Origin of the sequence: Rhizobium etli 8C-3 (genome assembly GCF_001908375.1) — a bacterium.
Lineage (GTDB): Bacteria > Pseudomonadota > Alphaproteobacteria > Rhizobiales > Rhizobiaceae > Rhizobium > Rhizobium etli_B.
Map to the genome: position 1 here is coordinate 1,848,086 of NZ_CP017241.1, position 17,517 is coordinate 1,865,602.

General features: G+C 59.0%; 14 protein-coding genes and 1 pseudogene. 12 read left to right on the plus strand and 3 right to left on the minus strand.

What is annotated here, in order from left to right:
• Positions 1 to 8: 8 nt before the first annotated feature.
• From frr to lpxB, 10 genes are all read left to right on the plus strand, one after another.
• Positions 9 to 569 (plus strand): ribosome recycling factor, encoded by a 561-nt coding sequence (gene frr / locus AM571_RS09455; protein WP_074061177.1) that lies wholly within the window; start codon positions 9 to 11, stop codon positions 567 to 569.
• Positions 570 to 603: 34 nt separating this feature from the next.
• Positions 604 to 1,347 (plus strand): isoprenyl transferase, encoded by a 744-nt coding sequence (locus tag AM571_RS09460; protein WP_074061178.1) that lies wholly within the window; start codon positions 604 to 606, stop codon positions 1,345 to 1,347.
• A gap of 3 nt (positions 1,348 to 1,350) precedes the next feature.
• The gene (locus tag AM571_RS09465) at positions 1,351 to 2,187 is read left to right on the plus strand and encodes a phosphatidate cytidylyltransferase (RefSeq protein ID WP_074061179.1); all 837 of its coding nucleotides are present in this window, start codon (positions 1,351 to 1,353) and stop codon (positions 2,185 to 2,187) included.
• Positions 2,188 to 2,216: 29 nt separating this feature from the next.
• Positions 2,217 to 3,350, plus strand: a complete 1,134-nt coding sequence (rseP, locus tag AM571_RS09470) for an RIP metalloprotease RseP (protein ID WP_074061180.1) — start codon at positions 2,217 to 2,219, stop codon at positions 3,348 to 3,350.
• A gap of 194 nt (positions 3,351 to 3,544) precedes the next feature.
• The gene (bamA, locus tag AM571_RS09475) at positions 3,545 to 5,887 is read left to right on the plus strand and encodes an outer membrane protein assembly factor BamA (RefSeq protein WP_074063149.1); all 2,343 of its coding nucleotides are present in this window, start codon (positions 3,545 to 3,547) and stop codon (positions 5,885 to 5,887) included.
• 37 nt (positions 5,888 to 5,924) lie between these two features.
• Positions 5,925 to 6,986, plus strand: coding sequence for a UDP-3-O-(3-hydroxymyristoyl)glucosamine N-acyltransferase (gene lpxD / locus AM571_RS09480; RefSeq protein ID WP_074063150.1), 1,062 nt, complete (start codon positions 5,925 to 5,927; stop codon positions 6,984 to 6,986).
• A complete protein-coding gene (fabZ, locus tag AM571_RS09485) occupies positions 6,983 to 7,450 on the plus strand; it encodes a 3-hydroxyacyl-ACP dehydratase FabZ (protein ID WP_022715492.1) in 468 nt (155 codons plus the stop codon). The genes lpxD and fabZ overlap by 4 nt, the downstream gene beginning before the upstream one ends.
• On the plus strand, positions 7,447 to 8,265 hold the full coding sequence (gene lpxA / locus AM571_RS09490) for an acyl-ACP--UDP-N-acetylglucosamine O-acyltransferase (RefSeq protein WP_074061181.1): 819 nt from the start codon (positions 7,447 to 7,449) through the stop codon (positions 8,263 to 8,265). Before fabZ ends, lpxA begins: the two co-directional genes overlap by 4 nt.
• 2 nt (positions 8,266 to 8,267) lie before the next feature.
• The gene (locus AM571_RS09495; RefSeq protein ID WP_074061182.1) at positions 8,268 to 9,149 is read left to right on the plus strand and encodes an LpxI family protein; all 882 of its coding nucleotides are present in this window, start codon (positions 8,268 to 8,270) and stop codon (positions 9,147 to 9,149) included.
• Positions 9,146 to 10,309 (plus strand): lipid-A-disaccharide synthase, encoded by a 1,164-nt coding sequence (gene lpxB, locus AM571_RS09500; RefSeq protein WP_074061183.1) that lies wholly within the window; start codon positions 9,146 to 9,148, stop codon positions 10,307 to 10,309. The genes AM571_RS09495 and lpxB overlap by 4 nt, the downstream gene beginning before the upstream one ends.
• A 27-nt stretch (positions 10,310 to 10,336) precedes the next feature.
• Here lpxB and gltA read toward each other — a convergent pair whose 3' ends face one another.
• Positions 10,337 to 11,626, minus strand: coding sequence for a citrate synthase (gltA, locus tag AM571_RS09505; protein ID WP_074061184.1), 1,290 nt, complete (start codon positions 11,624 to 11,626; stop codon positions 10,337 to 10,339).
• A gap of 1,227 nt (positions 11,627 to 12,853) precedes the next feature.
• On the minus strand, positions 12,854 to 13,570 hold the full coding sequence (gene lexA, locus AM571_RS09515) for a transcriptional repressor LexA (RefSeq protein ID WP_074061186.1): 717 nt from the start codon (positions 13,568 to 13,570) through the stop codon (positions 12,854 to 12,856).
• A gap of 206 nt (positions 13,571 to 13,776) precedes the next feature.
• On the opposite strand from lexA, the gene AM571_RS09520 reads away from it, so the two are divergent.
• Both AM571_RS09520 and kdsA read left to right on the plus strand, forming a co-directional pair.
• Positions 13,777 to 14,655, plus strand: a complete 879-nt coding sequence (locus AM571_RS09520) for a VOC family protein (RefSeq protein WP_074061187.1) — start codon at positions 13,777 to 13,779, stop codon at positions 14,653 to 14,655.
• On the plus strand, positions 14,652 to 15,497 hold the full coding sequence (kdsA, locus tag AM571_RS09525; protein ID WP_074061188.1) for a 3-deoxy-8-phosphooctulonate synthase: 846 nt from the start codon (positions 14,652 to 14,654) through the stop codon (positions 15,495 to 15,497). The genes AM571_RS09520 and kdsA overlap by 4 nt, the downstream gene beginning before the upstream one ends.
• A 22-nt stretch (positions 15,498 to 15,519) precedes the next feature.
• Here the strand turns inward: kdsA and AM571_RS09530 are convergent.
• Positions 15,520 to 17,355, minus strand: a pseudogene (locus AM571_RS09530) (methyl-accepting chemotaxis protein).
• Positions 17,356 to 17,517 lie beyond the last annotated feature (162 nt).

Consider the following 17,517-nt stretch of genomic DNA (forward strand, 5'->3'; position numbering starts at 1 on the left):
TATTGAGCATGACTGAAGCTACAGACATCAAGGAACTGAAGCGCCGTATGGACGGCGCCATTTCCGCATTCAAACACGATATCGCATCGCTGCGTACCGGCCGCGCCTCGGCCAACATCCTGGACCCGGTGACGGTTGAAGCCTATGGTTCGCGCGTGCCGCTCAATCAGGTCGCCAACATCACTGTGCCTGAGCCGCGCATGCTTTCGGTGTCTGTGTGGGATAAGTCGATGGTGAGCGCCACGGAACGTGCGATCCGCGAGTCGAATCTCGGACTGAACCCGATCGTCGATGGCCAGAACCTGCGCATTCCGTTGCCGGAACTCAACGAAGAGCGTCGCAAGTCGCTGGTGAAGGTCGCGCATGACTACGCCGAAAAAAGCAAGGTTGCGATCCGCCATGTGCGCCGCGATGGCATGGACGGCCTTAAGAAAGCCGAAAAGGACGGCGTCATAAGCCAGGACGAAAGCCGGGCGCAATCAGATCGTGTGCAGAAGATGACGGATGAGATGATTTCCGAAATCGATCGCTTGCTTGCCGACAAGGAAAAGGAAATCATGCAGGTCTAGGGCTTTGCCTGCGCCCCTGGAGACCGGACGGGAAATGTCGGAACCAGTATTCTTGAGTATGCCAGAACATGTTGCCATCATCATGGATGGCAACGGCCGTTGGGCAAAGCAGCGAGGGCTGCCGCGCGCAATGGGTCACCGCAAAGGTGTGGAAGCTGTTCGCGAGACCGTGCGCGCCGCAGGCGATGCCGGCATCAAGTACCTCACGCTCTTTGCCTTTTCTTCGGAGAACTGGCGCCGGCCGGAAGCGGAGGTCTCGGACCTCATGGGATTGCTCAAGGCCTTCATCCGGCGCGACCTCGCCGAACTGCATGCGCAAAATGTGCGCATCAGGATCATCGGCGACCGGCATAGTCTTCGCAGTGATATCCTCAACCTCCTGCTCGAAGCCGAGGAGACGACGCGGGACAATACCGCGTTGACGCTGGTCATCGCCTTCAACTACGGCTCGCGCGACGAAATTGCCAGAGCCATGGCGAGCATCGCCCAGGATGTCGAGGCCGGGCGGTTGCGAGTGCAGGAGATCACACCCGAGCTCATCAATGCTAGGCTGGATACGGCCGGCATTCCCGATCCCGATCTTATCATTCGCACCAGCGGCGAGGAGCGCCTTTCGAACTTCCTTTTATGGCAGGCCGCTTATTCCGAGTTCGTCTTCGTGCCGGAATTCTGGCCGGATTTCGGCCGCGAGCTCTTTTATGCCGCGCTCGAGAAGTTCGCGGCACGCGACCGCCGATTCGGCGGCCTGTCGCCGCAGGCCGCGGCAGTAGGCACCTGAGGGATGCAGCAGGAACTGAAACTCCGCATTATCTCCGGCGTTGTTCTGGCGATCATCGCGCTCGCGGCGACCTGGTACGGCGGCTTTGCCTTCCGCCTGCTCTCGGTGGTGATTGGCCTGCTTATCTACTATGAGTGGTCGACGATCACGCGGCTGCAAACCGAACAGCCCGTCGCAAACGCTGCAGGCTGGGTGGGGCAGGTGGCCATCGCGGCGGCAATCCTGCTTGGACGCTTCGATTTTGCATTGAGCCTGCTTGTCTTCTTTCTTGCGATTGCTATCGGCTTCGTGGCGGCGCAGAGCGCCAGCCGCTGGTTTCCGGCAGGCATCGTCTATGCCGGGTTGACCGGCATCGCGCTTGCCGAAATCCGGGGCGGGGATGCTGCAGGGCTGCAAGCCATGCTTTTTGTCTTCGCAGTGGTCTGGGCAACCGATATCCTTGCCTATTTCGTCGGCCGAGCAGTCGGTGGACCAAAGCTCGCACCGAAGATCTCGCCGGGAAAGACCCAATCTGGTGCTTTGGGCGGCGCAGTTTCGGCTGTGGTTGCGGGCAGTGTGATCGCCTATTTCCTCATTCCCGAGGCTGACTGGCTGATGGCGGCGGCCGTCGCCTTCATTCTTTCCGTCTGCAGCCAGGCAGGCGATCTCTTCGAATCCTTCATCAAGCGGCGCTTCGGCGTGAAGGATTCCAGCCATCTCATTCCGGGACACGGTGGGGTGATGGATCGCGTCGACGGGCTGATATTCGCTTGTTTTGCAGCCTTCTTGCTCGCGACATTATTTTCCCTGATAAAGGGTGACGGCATGGCGCCACTGGGCGCCGCTTTGTTCGGGTTATGATATCTGCGCTGGGCGCAGCGGAAGGATTTATGGAAGGCATGACCGGTATATTCGGCTTTCTGACGGGCTATATCATCCCGTTCGTTCTGGTCCTCTCGTTGCTCGTTTTCGTGCACGAGATGGGCCACTATCTGGTCGGCCGCTGGAGCGGCATCCGCGTGCTCGCTTTTTCTGTCGGCTTTGGACCAGAACTTGCGGGCTTTACCGATCGGCATGGAACGCGCTGGAAGATTTCGGCGATCCCGCTTGGTGGCTATGTACGCTTCTTCGGCGACGAGGATGCTTCGAGCAAGCCGGACATGGATAAGCTCGAATCGATGTCGGAAGCAGATAGGGCGCGCTCATTTGCCGGCGCGAAGCTCTGGAAGCGGGCAGCGACGGTGGCGGCAGGTCCCATCGCCAACTTTCTGCTTGCGATCATAATCTTTGCGGTTCTGTTCTCGATCTACGGCCGCTCGATCGCCGATCCGGTCGTCGCCGAAGTGAAGCCGGAGAGCGCTGCCGCCGAAGCAGGAATCCTGCCCGGTGACCTGCTGATAGCCATCGACGGCGGGAAGGTCGATACGTTCGACGATGTGCGCCGCTATGTAAGCGTTCGCCCGGAACAAAGGATCGTCGTTACCATCGAGCGGAACGGCGAGAAGATGGATCTGCCGATGGTGCCGAAGCGCACCGACATGACGGACCAGTTCGGCAACAAGATGGAGATCGGCCTGATCGGCATCGTGACGAACCAGGAGGTCGGCCATTTCCGCGTGCAGACATATACGCCGCTTGCAGCCCTGGAGGAAGGCTGCGTTCAAACCTGGCATATCGTCACCGGGACTTTCAAATATATCGGCAATCTTTTCGCGGGCTACATGAAGCCCGATCAGCTCGGCGGGCCGATCCGTGTGGCCCAGGCGTCCGGCCAGATGGCAACGCTCGGTGTTGCAGCCCTGCTTCAGCTTGCCGCGGTGTTGTCCGTTTCCATCGGATTACTGAATTTGATGCCTGTTCCGGTACTTGATGGCGGGCATTTGATGTTCTATGCGATTGAGGCGGTGAGGGGAAAACCCTTGGGGGCGTCGGCCCAGGAAATTGCATTTCGTATTGGTCTGGCTATGGTCCTTTCACTGATGGTTTTTGCGACCTGGAATGACATCAGCGCGTTGATAGGTTAATGCGCCGGGTGAGGGGAAATTACCGTTTATTTACGATGTTTCAAAGCTGTAGTGGCGAATGGGTCACGCTTCGAAATGAAGTAAACAGAAATTAACTTGCTGCCTTGCTTGTAGGGCAAAAGCGGGTAAAACGACACACGTGCCGGAATCGGGTTCGCCTGGCGACGGGGACGAGAAAAAAGGTAATGGGTGAAATGAAGGCTGGTTCAAGATTTTTGAACGCAGTATCGGCGGTTGCGCTGTCTGCAGGTATCGTTGCTTCGGGCGCAGGCGCAATTACAATCGTCTCTGTGACGTCCGCTGAAGCAGCAGTTATTCAGCGGATCGATGTGCGTGGAGCGAGCCGCGTCGGCGCCGAGGCAGTCCGGTCGAATCTCACAATCGCCCCAGGCCGTAACTTCTCCAATACCGACATCGATGACTCCGTAAAGCAGCTCTACGGCACCGGATATTTCTCCGATGTCAAAATCTCCGTCTCCGGCAGCACGCTGGTCGTGACGGTCGAGGAAGCGCAGCTCGTCAATCAGGTCGTTTTCAACGGCAATCGCAAGGTCAAGGATGACAAACTGGCCTCGGTTGTACAGACGCACGCCTCCGGTCCCTACAACGATGCGCTCATCCAGGCAGATATCGCGGCGATCAAGGAAGCCTACGCGGCAACGGGCCGCAGCGAAGTGCAGGTCACGACGCAAGTCGTTCCGCTAGGCGAGGGCCGCGTCAATCTTGCTTTCGTCATCGATGAAGGCGACCGCACGAAGATCGCAGCCATCAATTTCGTAGGCAACAATGCCTACAGCACCAATCGTCTGGCTGCCGTCATCAGCACCAAGCGCTCGAACTTCCTCTCGTTCCTGACCCGCAAGGACGTGTACAGTGAAGATCGCCTGCATGCCGACGAAGAGGCGCTGCGCCAGTTCTATTTCAATCGCGGCTATGCCGACTTCAAGATCATCTCGTCAGATGCTGTTTTTGATGAATCCACGAACAAGTACACGCTGACATTCAATATCGAGGAAGGTCCACGTTACGACTTCGGTCCGGTAACCGTGCAGTCGACCGTCGAAGGCGTAACCGGCGAGCAGCTTCAAGGCCTGGTGGAGACGCGTGAAGGCGAAGTCTATAGCGCCAAGGACGTCCAGAGGTCCATGGAGGCCATTTCGGATCAGGTTGCTTCGGCGGGCTATCCGTTCGCCCGCGTGACGCCGCGCGGTAACCGCGACCTCGGCAACAATACGATCGGTGTCGAGTATCTCGTCGATCAGGGCGAGCGTGCCTACATCGAGCGCATCGAGATCCGCGGCAACAGCCGCACGCGCGACTACGTCATCCGCCGCGAGTTCGACATGAGCGAAGGCGACGCCTTCAATCAACAGATGGTCACCAAGGCGAAGCGCCGCCTCGAAGCGCTTGGCTTCTTCTCGTCGGTGAACATCTCGACCGCGCCGGGCAGCTCGCCTGACCGCGTCGTTGTCATCGTCGATGTTCAGGATCAGTCGACGGGTTCGTTCGGGATCGGTGCCGGTTACGCGGCAGGCGGCGACGGTCTGATCCTGGAAGCGTCCATCGAAGAAAAGAACTTCCTGGGTCGTGGCCAGTATATCAGGGTTTCTGCCGGTGGCGGTGTCGAAGGCTCGCAGAGTTATGGTTTGAGCTTCACCGAGCCCTACTTCCTCGGTTATCGCCTTGCGACCGGTTTCGACCTCAATCACAGCGAAACCTCGAGCAACGACAATTACGACTACACGGAAGATAGCGTCGTGCTTCGCGCGACGGCGCCGATCACCGAGGATCTCGCGACGACGTTCCGCTACAACTTCAAGCGGATGGAGTACGATGCCGACGGCAGCGATCTGTCCGATCTTTCGACACCCTATCAGGATCTCGTGAACGATGGACCATGGATCCGTTCATCGATTTCCAATACGTTGACCTATAACACGCTCGATGACATGACGCTCCCGCGCGAGGGTATATATGCGACCTTGACGCAGGAAATTGCCGGCTTGGGAGGCGACTCTCAGTTCTACAAGATCTACGGGAAGGCGCGTTACTATCATCTACTTGCTGACGATGCCGATATCATCGGGTCTGTTGCGGCAGGCGCGGGCCACGTTGTCGGTCTCGGCAAAGACCTGAACATCTTCGACCAGTTCACATTGGGCAACAACGACATCCGCGGCTTCGAGAACAAGGGTATCGGCCCTCGCGTTGGCGGCGGGCCGGATGATCCACTCGGAGGAACGACTTATTTTACCGTCTCGGCGGAGGCAACCTTCCCGATGCCCGGCTTCCCGCGGGACTTTGGCCTTCGTGGCGCGGTCTTTGCTGATGCGGGTACATTGTTCGGAAATGATGTTGACGTGAGTTCGCCGGAATTCGTGAGAGGCGATAGCGCGGAGCTTCGTGCGTCCGTCGGTATCGGCCTTGTCTGGCAGTCGCCATTCGGCGCGCTGCGCGTCGACTACGCGATTCCGGTCGTGAAGGAAGATTACGACCAAACGCAGTACTTCAAGTTTGGCATCAACAACCAATTCTGATATCGGCAATCCAGAATCGAAAACTGGAGCTTTGCCGGTGGAGCAGAACAATTTCTTTCCGCCCCGCGACGGCGTCAAACTTTCCGAGTTGGCGCAGTATCTCGGGGCGGAACTTGCCGATCCCGTAAATGGCGACATCCTCATCCGCTCGGTGTCACCGGTCAGCCGTGCGAAGGCGGGTGATCTTTGCTACATCATTTCACGCAGGAGCCGTGCGGAGCTTGAGACCTGTCAGGCGTCGGCAGTTCTTTGCGAGCCCGCGATAAGATCGGCGGTACCTCCTCATATTCCCGTTCTCTTGGCGAAGAATCCCCATGCCGCGTTTGCGATGGCAGGCGGATATCTCCATCCGGCTGCACTAAGGCCGCTGGCAACAATGTCTTCGCCGGCAGAGATCGCAGCGACTGCGGTTGTCGATCCGACAGCGCGGCTGGAACCGGGCGTGATCGTCGAGCCTTTGGCTATCATCGGCGCGAATGCGGAAATCGGTCAGGGAACACGGATCGGCGCCGGCGCGCTTATCGGTCCGGGTGTCAAGATTGGTCGCGATTGCACGATTGCCGGCGGTGCCAGCGTGATATGCGCGCTCTTGGGCAATGGCGTGATCGTCCACAACGGTGTGCGTATTGGCCAGGATGGCTTTGGCTATGCGCCAGGCTCCAGAGGCATGGTCAAGATCGTTCAGATCGGCCGGGTCATCATCCAGGACAACGTCGAGATCGGCGCGAACACGACAATCGATCGCGGCACGATGGACGACACGGTCGTCGGCGAGGGTACAAAGATCGACAACCAGGTACAGATAGGCCACAACGTCAGGATTGGGCGTCATTGCGCGATCGTTTCTCAGGTCGGCATCGCCGGCAGTGCGGTTATTGGAAACGGTGTGCAGATCGGCGGCCAGACAGGTATTAATGGCCATATTACGATCGGCGATGGCGTACAGATCGCGGCAAAGAGCGGCGTCATTCAGAGCATTCCTGCCGGCGAGCGTTATGGCGGCATTCCGGCACGTCCGGTAAAGGATTTTCTTCGAGAGTCGGCCGAGATCATGGCGCGCGCGAACGCTCGGGCTCATAAAACGGGAGATCAAGAATGACTGAAGGGGTCAAGGAGACGCTTGCTTCGGCAGATATCATGGAGATCATGAAACTTCTGCCGCATCGTTATCCGTTCTTGCTGGTCGATCGAATTATTGAGATCGATGGCGATGATTCCGCGATCGGCATCAAGAACGTCACTGCCAACGAGCCTCATTTCACCGGTCACTTTCCCGAGTCGCCGATCATGCCGGGTGTGCTGCTGATCGAAGGTATGGCGCAGACGGCGGGTGCGATCTGCGCGCGCAAGGATGGAACGAGCGGTAACCTCGTCTACTTCATGACCATCGACAACGCACGTTTTCGCAAGCCTGTCATCCCCGGCGATAGGGTCGAATTTCATGTGAAGAAGCAGAAGCAGCGCGGCAATATCTGGAAGTTCCATTGCGACGCCAAGGTCGACGGCGCATTGGCTGCGGAAGCCGATATCGGCGCGATGATTCTTCGTAAGGACGAGGCATGAGCACGATAGCAGGGAGCGCCCGCATCCATGCCATGGCCGTTGTCGAGGACGGCGCGGTCATCGGCGAAGGCGTGACCGTCGGTCCGTTTTGCCATGTCGGCCCGAAGGTTGTTCTCCATGACAATGCCGAACTGCTGGCGCATGTCGTGGTCACCGGCAGAACCGAGATCGGCAAAGGCACCCGGATTTTCCCCATGGCGGTCATCGGCGGCGACCCCCAGAGCGTGCACCATGGCGGCGAGGAGACGACGCTGACGGTGGGCGAGAACTGCACGATCCGCGAAGGCGTGACGATGAATACCGGCACCGCCGATTTCGGCGGCAAGACAATCGTCGGCGACAACAACCTGTTTCTCGCCAATTCCCATGTCGCCCATGACTGCCGTGTCGGCAATCACGTCATCATGTCCAACAATGTCATGCTCGCGGGGCATGTGACGATCGAGGATCGCGTCATTCTCGGCGGCGGATCGGCCGTGCATCAGTTTACGCGGGTCGGCCGCCAAGCCTTCGTCGGCGGCCTTTCTGCTGTGAGCTACGATGTCATTCCGTACGGGATGCTCAATGGAAATCCTGGATTGCTGGGTGGTCTCAACGTTGTCGGCATGACGCGCGCCGGGATTGATCGCGCTGTCATTCATACGGTGCGGCGCGCTTACAAGGCGATTTTTGAAGGATCAGGCTCGATCCGTGACAACGCGGCAGCAATCCGCAACGAATATGCCGATTGCGAGCCGGTGATGCAAATCCTTGATTTCATTGCCGCAGAAAGCGACCGCGCGTTGTCGTCGCCGACGCGAGGGCAGAAAGGCTGACCTTGTCTCCCGCCGGTGATACCGACAAAGGCCGTCTGGCGATCATTGCGGGAAACGGTCTTCTGCCGTCTTATGTCGCCGAGGCGGCACGGGCAGCTGGCGAGGATCCATTCGTCATTTCACTGAAGGGCGAGCTCGACCGGTCATGGGAGGGCTACGACCATGCAGTCATAGGTGTCGGTGATTTGTCGGCGCTGGCAGAAATTTTCAAGCGCAACAACATCACTCGCGTCGTCATGTCCGGCGGCGTTCGCCGCCGCCCCGAATGGCGCGAAGTGCGACCGACCTGGCGGACGGTCGCAAAGATGCCGGGTGTGGTGCGTACGCTGCTTTCGGGCGGTGACAATACGGTGTTGCAGATGGTCATCAAGCTCATTGAGGATGACGGACGGCGCGTCGTCGGCGCGCAGGATATTGCCCCCGACCTGCTGGCGGCTGTCGGGCCGATCGGCGCTATGTCGCCGGGTAATGAGGACAAGATCGATATACTGAAGGGGGCAGCCGCCGCCGAAGCGCTGGGTGCTCTCGATATCGGGCAAGGGGCAGTCTCCGTCGGCGGGCGCATCGTGGCGCTCGAAGGCGCGGAAGGGACCGACGGCATGCTTGAGCGCGTCGCATCGCTGCGTGCCGCCGGGCGTATATCGCCGCGCCGCCGTGGCGTGCTGGTCAAGCTCTGCAAGCCGCAGCAGGATGTCCGCGCCGATCTTCCATCGATCGGCCTATCCACGGTGATGAATGCCAAGGCGGCGGGCTTGGCAGGAATCGCAATCGAGGCGGGACGTGCTCTCGTGCTGGACCGCCAGGCTGTTATGAAGGCAGCCGACGAAGCCGGGCTCTTTGTCTGCGGGCTCGATCGCGGCCTGCCGTCTTGGGGGCTGCGATGAAGATCGCGATCGTGGCAGGCGAGGTTTCCGGAGATCTTCTCGGAGCCGATCTCGTGGATGCACTGAAACGGAGGCATGCCGGCATTGAACTTGTCGGCGTCGGCGGCGACGCGCTCGAGGCACAGGGGCTGAAATCGCTCTTCGATTTTTCCGAGCTTTCGATCATGGGCATCACGCAGGTGCTCAAAAAATTGCCGAAGCTCGTCGCCCGCATCAGGCAGACGACGGCTGCAATCATTGCGGCAAAGCCCGATATTCTGGTCGTCATCGACAGCCCGGATTTCACTCATCGCGTTGCCAAACGCGTCCGCCAAGCCCTGCCAGGACTGCCGGTCGTCAATTACGTCTGTCCCAGCGTTTGGGCGTGGAAGGAATACCGCGCCCAGCAGATGCTCGGCTATGTCGATCATGTCCTGGCCGTTCTGCCGTTCGAGCCCGCGGTGATGGAGCAACTCGGCGGACCGCAGACGACTTATGTCGGCCACCGGCTGACGGCGGATGCGGATTTGATTGCCGCCAGGCATGGCAGGTCAGAAAAGCTCAAGACCGACGCGGAGGGCAGGAAAACGATCATGCTGCTCCCAGGCTCGCGCCCGTCGGAGATCACAAAACTGCTTCCCCATTTTCGCGATGCCGTCAACGAGCTCGTCGCCCGCGGCGGCACAATGCGGTTTCTCATGCCGACCGTGAGCCGCAGGGAATCAATGGTTCGCGACTTGGTGAAGGACTGGGAAACGAAACCCGAGATCCTGACGGGCAATGAACAGAAATGGCGGGCTTTCGCGCAGGCCGATGCGGCAATGGCTGCTTCGGGGACCGTCATTCTCGAGCTTGCGCTTACAGGCGTGCCGACGGTCTCAGTCTATAAGACAGACTGGATTATCACGATGATGACGCGGCGCATCAAGACGTGGACCGGCGCAATCCCGAACCTGATCGCCGACTATGCCGTCGTCCCAGAATATATCAACGAGGTCGTTCGTGGTGCAAGCCTAGCGCGCTGGATGGAGCGCCTTTCCAGCGACACGCTCCAGCGGCGCGCAATGCTCGAAGGTTTCGAACTTGTCTGGAACCGCATGCAGACGGAAAAGCCGCCTGGCGAGAAAGCGGCGGATATCATTCTCGACATTCTGGACAAGAAAAAACCCGGCCGTCTCTGACCGGGTTTCTTTCCGGGCGAGAGCGGCTTAGCGCTTTGAAACCGGAACGTAGTCGCGCAGCGGTTCGCCGATATAGAGCTGGCGCGGACGGCCGATGCGCTGCTGCGGATCCTCGATCATTTCGTTCCACTGGGCGATCCAGCCGACCGTGCGGGCCAGCGCAAAGAGGACCGTGAACATCGTCGTGGGGAAGCCCAGCGCCTTCAGCGTGATGCCGGAATAGAAGTCGATGTTGGGGTAGAGCTTCTTTTCGATGAAGTATTCGTCGGTCAGAGCAATGCGTTCCAGCTCCATCGCAACTTCGAGAAGCGGATCGTCCTTGTGGCCGAGTTCGGCGAGAACCTCATGCGTCGTCTTCTGCATGATCTTGGCGCGCGGATCGTAGTTCTTGTATACGCGGTGACCGAAGCCCATCAGGCGGAACGGGTCATTCTTGTCCTTGGCGCGGGCAATATATTCCGGAATGCGCTCGACCGAGCCGATTTCCGAAAGCATGTTGAGCGCCGCCTCGTTGGCACCGCCATGAGCCGGGCCCCAGAGGCAGGCAATGCCGGCCGCGATGCAGGCGAACGGGTTAGCGCCCGAAGAGCCGGCGAGACGAACTGTGGAGGTCGAGGCGTTCTGCTCGTGATCGGCGTGCAGGATGAAGATACGGTCCATGGCCCGCGAGAGGACCGGGTTCACGACATATTCCTCGCACGGAACGGCGAAGCACATCCGCAGGAAGTTCGAGGCGTAGTCGAGATCGTTCTTCGGATAAACGAAAGGCTGGCCGATATAGTATTTGTAGGCCATGGCCGCGATAGTCGGCATCTTGGCGATCATGCGCAAGCTTGCAACCATGCGCTGGTGCGGATCGGTGATGTCTGTCGAGTCGTGGTAGAATGCAGACAGAGCGCCGACACAGCCGCACATGACGGCCATCGGATGGGCGTCGCGACGGAAGCCGGTGAAGAAGCGAGACATCTGCTCGTGCACCATGGTGTGATGCGTGACGCGGTAGTCGAAATCCTTCTTCTGAGCAGCCGTCGGCAATTCGCCGTAAAGCAACAGATAGCAGACTTCCAGGAAGTCGCCATGTTCGGCAAGCTGCTCGATCGGGTAGCCGCGATGCAGCAGGATGCCTTCATCGCCGTCGATATAGGTGATCTTCGATTCACAGGAAGCGGTCGAGGTGAAACCAGGATCGTACGTGAAGGAACCGGTGTTTTTATAGAGTGCACCAATATCGATGACATCCGGACCGATCGTTCCGCTTTTCACGGAAAGATTGGCGGTTCTGTCGCCGATTTTGATTGTTGCGCTTTGATCCGTCATGCTGATCCTCCAAACTGGCGGCGGCGCCATAAAAGCGCCATAGGGTTAAGCGTCCTCTCCGATAGCTATATGATCACGGCGCCAATGCCAAGTTACCGTGGCGCCATTTTGTGCATTGCAGTATCAACTTTTAGACACTCCTGCGATGTCGGAGGCGCATAGCGGAAGCCAATGATTTAATTCGGCTTTTTGTAATCCGATTTTTTTGTCTTTTTTCAATCGATTATTGCTGTTGAGACGCTCGCAGGGCTGCATTTAGGTTGTATTCCAGGGTGGCGAGCCCTTGGTGCATGCCTTGAGTTGAAAACGAGCGAGCTGCAAAATCGGCTTTCGCAAAATATCGCCGGCATGTAGTGCCATCCTGCTCTTTGCGCTTTTGGAATACGGGAGAAGCCTTCGGAAAACACAGGGCTCTCGCCTGCCAATAGCGCCACCGATCAGCCATTGTGGCGGCATTGCGAGGTCCCTCGAGGGGGCGGTAAATGGCGACCAAGGAGGCGCTTACGGCTTCAAGAAGTAGCCGATACATGCAGCCGGCAGGTGTGACCCACGCAGCCTGTCCGCTGCGGCATCGTCGCTCCAATAAGATACGGTCCTTGCTATCGCGATCACAGGTGCGAAACCCTCCCAAGGCAGGGCATGGCAGGCTGGCAATCACGCATGCAGGTATGATCATGCAGGCATGATAATGATGAAGGAGGAGCGCGCCTGCGGCGCTGTCTTTTTAGTCGGATAAGCTCAGGGCACGCGCGGAAAAGGCTGAGGCCGAGCGACAATCCGACAAACAACCACGTTGAGCTCGGAAATAGCGATCATATGGAGCAAGACCAGGTTGGTGGAGCGCTTCTTTAAGATCGCCGGCGCTGGTCCGGTCACCAGCGCTGCAGCGAAGGCTTGCATATCCCTGCAGCCAGCACGCAGTGCTTCACGGCCGCGGTCGCTCAGGTCAAAACACTGAGCATGGCCATGGGCACTGACCGAAGATGCAGCGAAACCTCCGAGCCGCCGCGAACCGATCGCCGCTTCCAGGCCAGAAAAACCGCGCATGGATCCCGCGTGCGCGGAACAGCGCCTGCCGATCCGGCGCAATCCTTCTTGCGGGTGAAAAACCTTACGGAAAACCCGTGCCGTCGAACCGCCCTTTGGACAACGCCTTGGCGAAGCGCGATCGCCCTGGACCCGCCACCACGAGACGCGGCGACGCCTTTCGCGACTACGCGCTGCCGGTCAATGGTAGCGGCGGATTAGGCCGACGAGCTTACCCTGAACCTTGACGCGATCGGGTCCGAAGATGCGCGTCTCGTAGGCCGGATTCGCCGCCTCAAGCGCGATGGATGCACCCTTGCGGCGGAACCGCTTCAACGTCGCTTCCTCGTCATCGACAAGTGCCACGACAATGTCGCCGGGACTGGCGGTGCTGGTATTGCGGATGATGACCGTGTCGCCATCGAAGATACCAGCATCGATCATCGAATCGCCCTTGACCTCAAGTGCGTAGTGTTCGCCGGTACCGAGCATATCGGCCGGAACGTTGATGTCGTGGGTGTTGTTCTGGATCGCCGAGATCGGCACGCCTGCGGCAATGCGGCCCATGACGGGAACCGAAATGGAGCTGTTATGGTCTTCGTTCGCCGGTTTCGGCGCAACGGCCGCAGGTTGCGGCTTGCCGAGGCTGCCCTGGATGACGCTCGGCGAAAAGCCGCGGCGGGGCTGGATGCTCGGACTATAGGCTTCCGGTAGTTTGATCACTTCCAGGGCGCGGGCGCGGTTCGGTAGGCGACGAATGAAACCGCGCTCTTCGAGAGCGGTAATCAGTCGGTGGATGCCGGACTTTGACGCCAGATCCAGCGCATCCTTCATCTCGTCGAAGGATGGCGGAACGCCGGATTCCTTCATACGCTCATGAATGAAGAGGAGAAGCTCCTGTTGTTTGCGTGTCAGCATCGAAGTTTAACCTCAGATTCGTGAAACAAAGCCAGAACGGACACTATATGTTCCATATGTGTTCCGCAAGTGCCTAAATTTTCGTAAAACTTCGTCTCAACTGCGTTCTTTTTCCGAAACTTTTGTTTGCCGGGCAAGCGCTTTCAGCTTGCATTGACCACAGAGCGGCACACATCTTCATCACAGGGAAACGGAGACCTTATGCCATGCTGCATCCGTTGGATCATGTTGTTCTACCGGTCACCAACATCGATCTCGCGCGCGAGCGGCTGGGACGATTGGGGTTCACGGTTGCCGCCGAGGGCCGTCATCCTTTCGGCACGGTGAATGCTTGCGTTTACTTCGCCGACAAGACCTATCTCGAGCCTCTTGGCGTCGCGAATGCGAAAGAATGTGAAGAATCAGTGCGGCACGGAAACGTCTTTGTGGCGCGCGACCAGGCATTTCGTTTCCGGTGCGGCAATGACGGATTCTCTGCGGCAGCATTCAGCACCGAGGACGCGGACGCCGATCATGCCCATTTCGTGCGTGCGAGAAAGAGCGGCGGCGCGATGCTGGAGTTTTCGCGCCAGATCAAGATGCCGGACGGCTCGCAATCGACAGGCACTTTCAAGCTTGCCTTTGCCGCCGATCTTCGGGCGCCGGATTTCTTCCTCTTTGACTGCCAGCGCATCAATGCCTTTCCGGCCGATCGCAGTGCGCTGGAAAAGCATGCGAATGGTGCAACCGGCATCTCGGAGATCGTGCTAAGCGCCCCCGAGCCTGAAGCCTACGGCTCGTTCCTTCAGTTGGCCCTGTCTACGACGGAAATCGGGCGGACCCCGTTCGGGGTTGCGATCGCAGCAGCGAATGCCAGGATCAGTGTGCTGTCGCCGGAAGGGATGGAGGCTTATTTCGATTCGGCGCCGTTAACCGTGGATAAGGGGCTGAGAGGCAGCGCTATCGTTTTCCGCACCACCGATCTTGCCGTGACAGAAGCGCTTTTGGCTGATAACGGGATGCCCTATACACGCAAGAACAACAGAGTTCTGGTGAAGCCTGCGCCCGGCCAAGGTGCGATCTTCGCCTTCGAGGAGACCCGATGAGCAATACGAATTCAGAAGTCGCAGTCGGCGAAGGTGCCGGCCGCGTGGTATTTTCCAACAGTGGCAAGCTGTCGCTGATCGCAGGGGCATGCGAAATGGAGAGCCGCGACCATGCCTTCATGGTCGCAGGCACGCTCAAGGAGCTTTGCGGCAAGCTCGGCGTCGGGCTCGTCTACAAGACCTCCTTCGACAAGGCGAACCGCTCATCGCTGTCGAGCAAACGCGGCATCGGGCTGGAGAAGGGCTTGGAAGTCTTCGCCGACCTCAAGAAGGAACTCGGCATTCCGGTTCTGACAGATATCCATTCGCAAGAGCAATGTGCGCTGGTCGCCGAGGTCGTGGACATTCTGCAGATCCCGGCCTTCCTCTCGCGTCAGACGGACTTGCTTGTGGCGGCTGCGAAGACCGGCCGTATCATCAACGTCAAGAAGGGCCAGTTTCTCGCTCCCTGGGACATGAACAATGTTCTTGCCAAGCTGAATCAGAGCGGCAACCCGAACGTTCTGCTTTGTGAGCGTGGCGCATCCTTCGGTTACAACACGTTGGTCTCCGACATGCGCGCGCTGCCGATCATGGCGGCAATGGGAGCTCCGGTCATTTTCGATGCGACACATTCCGTACAGCAGCCCGGCGGCCAGGGCACGACCTCGGGCGGGCAGCGGCAGTTCGTCGAGACGCTGGCGCGGGCAGCCGTTGCAGTCGGCGTTGCAGGTGTCTTCATCGAGACCCACGAGGACCCGGACAATGCCCCCTGCGACGGCCCCAACATGGTGTATTTGAACGACATGCCTCGGCTTCTGGTAAAGCTTCTGGCTCTCGACGCCGTCGCCAAGGCGGCGTGATACTGGCCGAAGCTGCCCGCAGTCAACGGGCGAGCGCCATCCTTTCGCTTGGGTACGGCCGCGTTGGAGCGGACGCCGTTGCGTCCTCGAGAAGGAAACGGGCCAGCAGGTGATTGAGGTGTATCGCCTCGTCACCGAGCTCGCGGCAGGCGGCACTTGTCTGTTCAACCATCGCCGCGTTCTGCTGCGTGACGCTGTCCATAGTATTGACGGCGGCGTTGATTTCCAGGAGAGCGGTCGTTTGTTCGCCAGAGGAACGCACGATCGACTCGATTAGCGCGGTGACCTTCAGAACCTGCCGATCGATATTGCTGAGCGCTTCACCGGTGCGGCTGACCAAGGCGACGCCGGCCGAAACCTGGCTGGAGGACGTCTCGATCAACTGCTTGATTTCCTTTGCGAGATTGGCGGAGCGGCCAGCAAGGTCACGCACTTCCTGCGCAACGACCGCAAAACCTTTTCCGGCCTCGCCCGCGCGGGCGGCTTCCACGCCGGCATTGAGCGCGAGCAGGTTGGTCTGGAAGGCGATTTCGTCGATAACGTTGATGATCTCGCCGATCTGCGCGGACGAGGTCTCGATCTTCTCCATCGCAGCGACCGCCTCGTGCACGACGGTTGCCGAGTAGCTGGCGCTTTCCTTCGTCGCCGTCATCATCACGTTCGCTTCATTGGCGCGTTCCGACGAGTTCTTGACGGTGACCGTGATCTGGTCGAGCGCCGAGGCCGCCTGCTCCAGCGAGGCGGCTTGATGCTCGGTTCGCCGGGCCAGATCGTCTGTGCTTTCGCCGGAGGCGGTCCTCACTACATTCGTCACGCTCGAGATTTCCTTCATCGCTTCGGAAAGCGTGCGAACGCTCGAATTGAACTGCTCGCGCAGCTTTTCGTAGGTTGCGTCGAAAGGCTCGCTAAGCTGGACCGTGAGATCGCCGCGCGAGAGGCGTTCCAGACCGCGGCTCAGGCTGGCGATGACGCCCTCGCGGACGGCTTCCTCGTCTGCCTTGGCAGCGGCAAGCGCCGCATCGCGCTGCAGTTGGGCCTGACGCTCGGCATCCTGGCGAGCACGGATATTGTTCCGCTCTTCGGCGGATTGGCGGAAGACGGTGACGGCGCGTGCCATCTCCCCGATCTCGTCGGCCCGGCGGCTGAAGGGCACATCCTTCGAGTAGTCGCCGCCCGCAAGGATCGCCATATAGTCGCGCATTGCCGAGAGCGGCACGATGGCGCGGCGGCGAAAGACGTAAAGGCCGCCAAGAAGCAGGCAAAGCGAGACTGCGGCAGCTGCGAGCGTGAGTGCCGAAAGGATGCGTGTCTGTTCGGCGGCGTCCCCTTCAGCGGATGCCAGGAAAGCGTTCGCCATATCGACTAGTTCGTTGACGGCGTTTTCATGGATATGAAAATTCGTCGCAAGCCTTTCGAAGGACGCCGGAATGACTGCGGAGTCATTCTTGACGATGGCGGGCGCAAGTTCGTCCTCAATCACCTTCCAGAACACGCCGCCTTTGACAAGGACATCGCTAAGGAGCTTCTGCTTAAGTTCCGAGCTGAGGGCGGTCGCCAGCCAATATTTGCGGCGGTCCTCGTAGGCGGGCTTTCAGACATTTCCGATTCGCTCGACGTTCTTCCTGGCAACGTCGGGGCGCTGCACCGCTTCGAGCGCGAGCATGCAAGATTCAACGAGGTAGAGGGGCGGCGGCAGAATATCGGCGACGAGATCTTTGCCATAGATGATTTGCTTGTACATCTCGCCGTTTACCCGCAGCTTGTTGAAGGCGTAGTTCTGTATGCCGATGGAAGCGATCAATCCCGCGGCGACGACCATCGCGAATATAGCAAGGCTGCGTGCAATATTGAGTTTCATCCTGCGCCCCCTGAATTGAAACAGAAAACAGATGCTGTTCGTTTGAATTGTTCTGGAATTTGCCAGTGACCTGAAACCCTGAAGGTTTCGTATAATCAGGCGGATTTGGACCGCGCGAGGAAGCGCATCATGCAATACTACTAGCCAAAGACCTGGGCAGTA